The organism is Nonomuraea harbinensis (genome assembly GCF_019396385.1).
Classification (GTDB): domain Bacteria; phylum Actinomycetota; class Actinomycetes; order Streptosporangiales; family Streptosporangiaceae; genus Nonomuraea; species Nonomuraea ferruginea.
Genome location: NZ_JAHKRN010000024.1, coordinates 123349 through 130952, shown reverse-complemented (window position 1 = coordinate 130952; position 7604 = coordinate 123349). Strand labels below are relative to the sequence as shown.

9 protein-coding genes and 1 pseudogene are annotated in these 7604 nt (G+C 65.0%); 9 read left to right on the top strand and 1 reads right to left on the bottom strand.

The features are described from left to right. Nucleotides 1–228 precede the first annotated feature (228 nt). The 7 genes and pseudogenes from KME79_RS24535 (at nt 229) to KME79_RS24505 (ending at nt 5907) form a co-directional block, all read left to right on the top strand. Nucleotides 229–1056: an IS5 family transposase gene (locus tag KME79_RS24535; RefSeq protein WP_219546522.1), complete on the top strand. Its 828-nt coding sequence runs from the start codon at nt 229–231 to the stop codon at nt 1054–1056. 124 nt (nt 1057–1180) lie between these two features. After that, nucleotides 1181–2397, top strand: a protein-coding gene (locus tag KME79_RS24530) for an IS3 family transposase (RefSeq protein WP_417629146.1) whose coding sequence is annotated in 2 segments (ribosomal slippage) — nt 1181–1493 and nt 1493–2397 — 1218 coding nt in all. Because the reading frame shifts where the segments join, the coding sequence is not laid out codon by codon here. 6 nt (nt 2398–2403) lie between these two features. Continuing rightward, nucleotides 2404–2826: a hypothetical protein gene (locus KME79_RS24525; protein WP_219546520.1), complete on the top strand. Its 423-nt coding sequence runs from the start codon at nt 2404–2406 to the stop codon at nt 2824–2826. Next, nucleotides 2783–4537, top strand: a complete 1755-nt coding sequence (locus tag KME79_RS24520) for an RHS repeat-associated core domain-containing protein (RefSeq protein ID WP_219546519.1) — start codon at nt 2783–2785, stop codon at nt 4535–4537. Before KME79_RS24525 ends, KME79_RS24520 begins: the two co-directional genes overlap by 44 nt. 9 nt (nt 4538–4546) lie before the next feature. After that, nucleotides 4547–4954, top strand: a pseudogene (locus KME79_RS47485) (hypothetical protein); the annotation flags it as partial. Nucleotides 4955–4973: 19 nt separating this feature from the next. Further along, entirely contained in the window at nt 4974–5420 is a 447-nt protein-coding gene (locus KME79_RS24510; RefSeq protein WP_246640366.1) for a DUF4259 domain-containing protein, read from the top strand. Nucleotides 5421–5628: 208 nt separating this feature from the next. Next, nucleotides 5629–5907 carry a hypothetical protein gene (locus tag KME79_RS24505; RefSeq protein WP_219546517.1) on the top strand — a complete coding sequence of 93 codons (279 nt, stop codon included), beginning with the start codon at nt 5629–5631 and terminating at the stop codon, nt 5905–5907. A 46-nt stretch (nt 5908–5953) separates the two neighbouring features. Here KME79_RS24505 and KME79_RS45245 read toward each other — a convergent pair whose 3' ends face one another. Beyond that, nucleotides 5954–6217, bottom strand: a complete 264-nt coding sequence (locus tag KME79_RS45245) for a S8 family serine peptidase (protein ID WP_246640365.1) — start codon at nt 6215–6217, stop codon at nt 5954–5956. On the opposite strand from KME79_RS45245, the gene KME79_RS24495 reads away from it, so the two are divergent. Both KME79_RS24495 and KME79_RS24490 read left to right on the top strand, forming a co-directional pair. Further along, on the top strand, nt 6171–6740 hold the full coding sequence (locus tag KME79_RS24495) for a hypothetical protein (RefSeq protein ID WP_219546515.1): 570 nt from the start codon (nt 6171–6173) through the stop codon (nt 6738–6740). The two genes, KME79_RS45245 and KME79_RS24495, sit on opposite strands and share 47 nt — an antisense overlap. Then, nucleotides 6737–7558 carry a nuclease-related domain-containing protein gene (locus KME79_RS24490; protein WP_219546514.1) on the top strand — a complete coding sequence of 274 codons (822 nt, stop codon included), beginning with the start codon at nt 6737–6739 and terminating at the stop codon, nt 7556–7558. The genes KME79_RS24495 and KME79_RS24490 overlap by 4 nt, the downstream gene beginning before the upstream one ends. The last annotated feature ends 46 nt before the right edge of the window (nt 7559–7604 follow it).

The following is a 7604-nucleotide window of genomic DNA, read 5'->3' as shown; positions in this document are numbered from 1 at the left end:
GTCAGACTTGCGAGCGGCCGACAGCGCAGCGTTCTTCTCATCAATCCAGTTGAACACCCGCTCGACGGTCGGCACGAACACCTTGTCCATCCGCACGTTCTCGAGCACTCCCCGGATATGCGTCTCAGAGTGCGTTCCGCGAGCATATGCCTGTGATGTCGCTATGTGATCGTATGGATTTGTAGCGTTACCGCCGGTCGGTGGGGTCTGCTGTGCTGGGATGGCCGGGTGACCGAGCGCAAGCCGTACCCCAGCGACTTAACCGACGCGGAATGGGCGCTGATCGAGCCCGTGCTCACGGCGTGGAAGGCCGCGCACCCGTCCGTCAGCGGCCACGAGGGCAACTACGAGTTGCGGGAGATCGTGAACGCCATCCGCTACCAGGGACGAACCGGTGTCCAATGGGACTTTCTCCCGCACGACCTGCCGCCCAAGAGCGCGACGTACTACTACTTCGGCAAGTGGCGCGACGACGGCACCGACAAGACGATCCATGACCTGCTGCGCTGGCATCTGCGCGAGAGGAAGAAACGATTAGCCGATCCGAGCCTGGTCGTGCTGGACACCCAGAGCGTCCACGTCGCGGCCGGGGTCCCCGCCTCCACGACCGGCAAGGACGCCGCCAAGCGCGTGCCGGGCAGGAAACGGGGCCTGGCGGTGGACGTGCTGGGCCTGGTCATCGCCGTGGTCGTCCTGGCCGCCTCGGCTCATGAGAACACCGCCGGGATCGCCCTGCTGGACCGGGTCGCCGCCGGCACCGAGGGCACCGTGACCAAGGCGCTGGCCGACCAGGGGTTCAAGAACGCGGTCGTCGCGCATGGCGCCGACCTGGGGATCGACGTGGAGATCGTCGAACGCAACCCCGCCGGCAAGGGGTTCGTCCCCCAGCCCAAGAGATGGGTCGTCGAGCAAACGTACGGCATCTTGATGTTCCACCGGCGTCTGGTCCGCGACTATGAGCACCTTCCGGCCAGTTCCGAAGCCCGCGTGTATTGGGCGATGACGGACGTGATGTCCCGCCGCCTGACCCGCGGCGCGTCCCCGTCGTGGCGGTAGGCATGATCGGGCCCGACGCCCGGCCGGCCGACCCGGGTGCCTGGCTCCTGGACCGGGAACCTCCCCCCGAGGTGTGGACACCTTGAGTACCGGATGATGGAGATCCGGAGACAAGGAGTTCCACGTGGCGATGAAGTCGTATCCGCCGGAGTTCAAGGCGGACGCCGTCGCGTTGTACCTGTCCGATCCGGACCGGACGCTGGCTTCGGTGGCCGAGGACCTGGGGATCAGCCGGGAGACGCTGCGTAACTGGGTGCGTCAGGCGCAGGCGGACGGCAGCGCGGGCGCCAAGGAGCGGGGCCCGGCGAGGAAGCCGGCACGTGGCCCGCTATCGTCCGACGACGTGCTGGAAGAGGAGAACAAGCAGCTCAAGGCCCGGATTCGGGAACTGGAGCTGGAGCGCGACATCCTGCGCCGGGCGGCCAAATATTTCGCGGGAGAGACCAACTGGTGAGCCGCTTCCAGTTCGTCGACGACCATCGGGGCGCCTTCGGCGTGAAGCGGTTGTGCCGGGTGCTGAAGGTGTCGCGCTCGGGTTTCTACCGGTGGCGCAAGGCGGCCCCGGCCCGGGCGGAGCGGGCCGCGGCCGACGCCGTACTCGCCGAGGAGATCAGGCACATCCACGGGGAGTTCGACGGCACCTACGGCAGTCCGCGCGTCACCGCCGAGCTGCGCGCCCAAGGCCGCAGGGTCAACCACAAGCGGGTGGCGCGGGTGATGCGCCGCTTCGGCATCGTCGGGTTGCACCTGCGCAAGAAGGTGCGCACCACGGTGCCGGAACCCTCGCATCAGAAGGTGCCCGACCTCATCGAGCGGGACTTCACCGCGCCGGCTGCGTACCGGCGCTATGTCGGTGACATCACGTACCTGCCGGTCGGCGAGGGCCGGTTCTTGTATCTGGCGACCGTGCTGGACCTGGGCTCACGCCGGCTGGCGGGCTGGTCGATCGCCGATCACATGCGCACCGAGCTGGTGACCGACGCGCTGCGCGCGGCCGCCGCGACGCGGGGCAGCCTGGACGGGGCGATCTTTCATGCCGATCATGGGGCGCAGTACACCTCGGCCGAGTTCGCCAGGGTCTGTGCCGAGCTCGGGGTCCGCCAGTCCATGGGAGCGGTCGGCTCGAGCGCCGATAATGCCGTGGCGGAGGCGTTCAATGCCACCCTGAAACGCGAGACGCTGCAGGGAGCCAAGCAGTGGTCCTCGGCGCGTGAGGCTCGCCTGGCAGTGTTCAAGTGGATCACCCGCTACAACACTCGCAGGAGACATTCCACCATCGGCTATCTCAGCCCGATCGACTTCGAGCAGCAGACCATCGATAGGGTGCTGCTCGCCGCATAACGACCGGTGTCCACGCTTCGGGGCGAGCCCCCCCGGATCGACGCCCGCGAGCAGGCCTTGACCTGCCAGATCGAGCAGACCCAGGCGGAAATCGACATGCTCACCGCGAGGCTGGGCCAACTCAGCGAGGCGATCGAGCACCTGCGGATCAGCCGCAAGACCCTCATCTCCCTCGCCGAGGAAGATCCCACCCCGATCCAACCGGCCGCGCCACCTCCCGCAGTTCCCGAGCACCCGGCCTACCAGCAGATTCTCACCGTCTTCGCCGAGGCCGGCGGCTCCCTGCGCGCCCGGGACCTGGCCAGGGCAATGGACCTGCCCCTGACGCAGAACGGCATCCAGAACGTCCGCGCCAAGCTCAAACGCCTGGTCAGCCGCGGCATCCTTGTCGAGACCGAGCCGGGATTGTTCACCCAGCCACGCCCGTAGTCCGACCGGCGGGTCTCCGACCAGCCGACACGCCGGCAACATCACCCGGATCCTGGACGCCGCCTCCGCCATCCCCGGCACCACCGACGGCCAGTCCGAGTGCTTCACCTATGACGGGCTGCGCCGCCTGGCCACCGCCTACACCACCACCGCCAGCTCGTGCACTGGCAACGGAGACGGCCTCGGCCTCGACCCGTACAACCAGGCGTACGCGTACGACAAAGTCGGCAACATCACCACTTTGACCGACAACGGCCAGGCCGCCACCTACACCTACCCCGCCCCCGCCGCCGGCGCGGAACGGCCGAACGCGGTCACCGCCATCACCTACCCCGGCCGCACCGACAGCTACGCCTACGACGACGCCGGCCACCTCGCCGCCCGCACCGTCGACAACAAGCAAGCCACCTTCACCTGGAACCCCCTCGGCCAGCTCGACCAGGCCACCATAGACGGCCAAGACACGACGATGGTGTACGACGCCGCCGGCGAACGCCTCATCCGCCGCGACCCCGACGGCGGCACCACCCTCTACCTCGGCGCGGTCGAACTCCGCCTGTCCGCCGACCAGGTCACCGCCAAGCGGTACTACAGCAGCAGCGACGGCTCCCTCGTCGCCATGCGCGAACCCGGCGGCCTCACCTGGATGCTGGCCGGTCTGCACGGCAGCACCCAACTGGCCGTCAACGCCACCACCGGCGCCGTCAGCCGGGAACGCTACCTGCCGTTCGGCCAGCGCCGCGGCACCGACGACCTGCCCTTCACCGACCTCGGCTTCCTCAGCAAGACCGAAGACCCCTCCACCGACCTCACCTACCTGGGCGCCCGCTACTACGACCCCACCATCGCCAAATTCATCTCCACCGACCCCGAGCTGGACCTACGCACCCCGGAATGGGCCAACGCGTATTCGTACGCCGCCAACAACCCCATCGACCAGTCCGACCCCGACGGCCGCCGGGTGGACGCCGGCGGCGGCAGCTCGGACAAGAGCTACGGCTACTCCCGGAACAAGAACCGCCCCAACGCCAACCAGAACCTGGCCAAGACTCATCACGCCAGCGGCAAGAAGAAGACCGCCCGCGAGCGCAAAATCCACAAGAAGCGGATCAAGGCGAACGAGAAGCAGCGCAAGGATATAGCTGCCTGGAAGAAGCGCGAAACCGAACGCTCCCGCTACCAGAGCCGTGAAGCAGGCATCGCAAAAGAGGACATTGAAGCATATCGCTGGATGTTGCAGAATCCGGGGATTTCCGACGAGAACGGGATGGTCAGCTCCAGATATCCGTCCATGCGACAGACCGTCAAGAACCGCATCGGCCGCAAAACCCGCGAATCAATTGAGAGTGAATCGTGCAGCAGCTTCATCCCCGGCACTCGAATCCTCATGGCCGACGGCACCACCAAACCCATCGAGAGCGTCACCGAAGGTGACGAGATATTAACGACAGACCCGAAGACTGGGAAGACAACAGTCAAGTCTGTCACTGCCCAGATCACCTCTGAAGGAATCAAAAACCTGGCCCAGATATCTATCGATAAAGGCAAGGGGTCGGGAGTTCTCACCGCAACCGGCGACCATCCGTTCTGGGTGCCGGAAGTCCAGGAGTGGGTGAACGCTGAAACGCTTCGGTCCGGACAGTACCTACAGACCAGTAGCGGTACCTACACCCAGATATCCGCAGCCATCCGATGGACAACCGGCGACTAGCGCGTCTACAACCTGACCGTCGCGGATACACATACATATTACGTACTGGCTGGCGCGACCTCGATTCTGGTTCACAATTCGAATTGCCTGCCAGGTACACGGTTCAACGTCCCTGAGAAGCCAGGCGTGTACGTCATTCACCTGAATGACGGAACCAAGTACGTCGGAAGCTCAACCACAAACATCAGAGAACGGACGAACAAGTCGATGCGCTCCAAGCACGCGGTCCGAAAGGCGGGATACACAGCCGACGACGTGGCCAATGTAACGTACTTTACGTTATCTCGCGGTACGAGCAAGACAGCCATTCGTCGCATGGAGCAGACGATGATGGAGGGGGTAAAGGCAAAGGGCGGAACCCTCCTGAACCGACGAGACCCCGAAATCGAAGTTCCGATTGGCCAGTACCTGCAGTAGGACTATACTGCAGGCCGTGATGGGAACCTGGGGATCAAGCCCGTTCGACAGCGACACCTCGGAAGACTTTCTCGACGAACTGGAGGAGCTGTCCGCATCGCAGAGACTGATAATGATCGAGGCTACTTTCCATTCAGCCATCGAGGCCCAGGGCAACTCAAACGCGTCGGTACTACCCGAAGAAGTAGTGGCCGCTGCTGCTGTGGTTGCGGCCAATATTCCAGCCGGGCGCTCCTTGACCTGGAACGAGGAAAACCCGGGCGTCATGGAATGGCTAGCCCAGCCGATTACGCCGGCACTTGCCATGTCCGCTATTCAGGCTCTGGACGTGACATTGCCTGCAGACGGCTGGTTCTGGAGGAGTTGGGTCGACGATGGCGAGAGGGAGGAGGCTCAAGCTGCGATCGATAGCTTGAGGTCCGTGTTGCGGCACTTCATCAGCGAAGGTGAGGCTTCGGGGCGGTGAACAGCGAGGGTTGCGGTGACGTGCTAGTCGATTGCGAAAGAGGACAGGTTCTATCCATCTCGATAGCCGGTCGATATGCCGCCCCGGCTCAGATACTGGAAAGGCTCGGAATGTCTTCCTGGGAGCGTTTTCCGCCCTCCTCGATGCTGGATGCGAGCCTGATCTGGAGCGGCTGGAACTAGACATTCCTATTTTCCTGATCAAAACGATGGACCAACAAATCAAGGATGGATCATGGGTCGTTCTGGGGAGCCGCCCGATCTCGCCACAAATCCGTATACCTCAATACAAGACACTCGCCGGTCCGCACGGGGATTACCATATCCAGGATTTGCAGGGCAACATAGGGAGGCGACTCTCTCTCAAAGAAGCCCAATTGTTGCGTCCACATAAATCGTTCTCGCCCGCGCTGGTCGAGAAGGCGCTCAGCGCCTTTCACGGGCTTGAACCGTGGATGCCAATTTTCGACGAGATGACTGCCAATTGAGCATAGTCGGTGTTCGCATTGGATGCTTTTGATCCACACGAGAGGCTCAGCGCACTGATCCCTCTCCCGCGCCCGCGACGATCGACGCCACATGCGTGCCGTGGCCCACGTTGTCGCGCGCCTCGGTGCCGCCGGTGAAGTCCCGCGCCTGCGTGACCACACCCTTCAGATCGGGGTGGTCGGGGTCGTAGCCGAAGTCCGCACGGCCACCGTGACGCCCTTGCTCGTAAGGCCCTGCTCCGCCGCCCTGAAACAGACGACCAGTGAGCGACAGGCGCCACCAGGGTGGAGACGACGCCCAGCCCGACATCATCACCGGCCTGGCCGCCGAGCTCGAAGAACTCGCCCGCACCGTCGCTCAGCTGAACGCATCCTTCAGCGAGCCCCAGCCCTCCAGGACCAAGGCGTCACCCAAGCGAAGCCCGCGCCCCTGGTACTGGCCCCGGATGCCGCACAAGGAGAAAGCCGAACGGCTGGCCGAGCTGGCGGACTGGGTCCGTGACGTGCTGTTCGCCTGGCCTGACGCCCCCCGAGCCATCCTGAGCTGCTGGCCCCGCCACTGGGACGTCATCGAAGAACTGTCCATGCTGTACTGCGCCTGGCGCATCACCTACACCTGGGACGGCACCACCTCCAGCGACGCCGCCTACTACCTCGACCGGCTCCGGCCCAGCACGGTCGAACGCCTGCAGATCCGCATGCGGCCTTGCAGCCAACACCACCAACCGGACGGCCCCCCACGCGACGACGTTGACATCGTCGACCGCACCATCACTGAACTGGACCTGCTGGAGAACCAGAGCGAGAACTGTCGGTCCCCGTCCGTACCGTGAAGGCCCCTGCCGGCAACGCCGAGGAGGACATGACGATGCCGGGCTCGTACAGATCCGCCGGCGCGTCCGCCCGCGCCCGCTACCGCACCCTCCAGACGGCCGACCGTACCCGCCGTCTGCTGGTCCTCCTGACCGTCGCGATCATCGTCGGGGGGCTAGTGGCGTGGCTGAGCACCGTCTGGCTAGGGCTGATCGCCACCGTTCTCTCCTGCCTGATCATCCTGGTCCGGCAGAGACGTACGCACACGCCGGCGGCGGCCTGGCGCAAGGGCGCGGCAGGAGAGCGCGCCACCGCCCGCCGCTTGCGCACCCTGGAGCTGGCCGGCTACACCGTGCTGCACGACCTGGCGATGCCGCACAGCAACGCCAACATCGACCACCTGGTCATCGGCCCGACCGGCGTGTTCGTCATCGACTCCAAGAAGTGGCACCGCCGCACTACTGTCCGAGCAGCCACCGGCACACTCTGGATCGGCCGCACACCGATCGACAAGATCGTCCGGCCGGTCCTCTTCGAAGCCCGCCGAACTGGCGAGGTCCTCAGCCAGGCGACAGGACGACGCATCGAGGTCACGGCCGTCATCGCCGTACACGGCTCCCGTTTGCCTCGTTTCCGGGTCATCATGGCTCGTGGAGCGACCCTGCTGCGAGCGGCCCGCCTCGTCGGCTGGATCACCCGCCACCCTCATCGCTACGACACGGCCGAGGTGTCCACGCTGACCACCACGGCCACCACGCACCTGCAGCCCTACACCAAGCGCCCGACATCCCGGACCCGCAAGAGTCTCTCGGCTGACCAGAGCACATTGCGTTCTTAGCTCAAGCGCGGGAGTTCCCGCTTGTGTGGGAGCAAGCCGGCACCCA

Excerpts from the sequence above, each read along its gene's own strand:
- KME79_RS24505 (WP_219546517.1), top strand. The coding sequence starts at position 5,629 with ATGGACCAACAAATCAAGGATGGATCATGGGTCGTTCTGGGGAGCCGC.
- KME79_RS24510 (WP_246640366.1), top strand. The coding sequence starts at position 4,974 with ATGGGAACCTGGGGATCAAGCCCGTTCGACAGCGACACCTCGGAAGAC.
- KME79_RS45245 (WP_246640365.1), bottom strand. The coding sequence starts at position 6,217 with ATGTCGGGCTGGGCGTCGTCTCCACCCTGGTGGCGCCTGTCGCTCACT.